Annotated in this window: 1 protein-coding gene; it reads left to right on the top strand. The window is 61.6% G+C overall.

Going from position 1 to position 380, the window contains the following annotated elements; translation table 11 throughout:
• On the top strand, positions 1–380 hold a 380-nt coding region (locus SB764_RS38615), incomplete at both ends, for an aminotransferase class III-fold pyridoxal phosphate-dependent enzyme (RefSeq protein WP_410866553.1).

Genomic DNA, 380 nt, shown 5'->3' with positions numbered 1-380 from the left:
CGGTACCCACGGCACCACCTACGGCGGCAACCCGCTGGCGTGCGCAGTGGCGGAAGCGGTGATCGATGTGATCAACACCCCGCAAGTGCTGGCCGGTGTGAACGCCAAGCATGCGCTGTTCAAGGCACGCCTGGAGCAGATCGGCAAGCAGTACGGCATCTTCACCGAAGTGCGTGGCATGGGCCTGCTGCTCGGTTGCGTACTGAGTGAGGCTTTCAAGGGCAAGGCCAAGGACGTGTTCAACGCGGCCGAGAAAGAAATCCTGATGATCCTGCAAGCTGGCCCTGACGTGGTGCGTTTCGCCCCGAGCCTGGTGGTGGAAGATGCCGACATCCAGGAAGGCCTGGATCGTTTCGAGCGTGCGGTAAAAACACTGACCC

This window comes from Paraburkholderia sp. SIMBA_027, from assembly GCF_046535315.1.
Classification (GTDB): Bacteria; Pseudomonadota; Gammaproteobacteria; order Burkholderiales; family Burkholderiaceae; genus Paraburkholderia; species Paraburkholderia tropica.
Note: the sequence above shows the minus strand (reverse complement) of the source record. Positions and strands in the feature narration are given on the sequence as shown.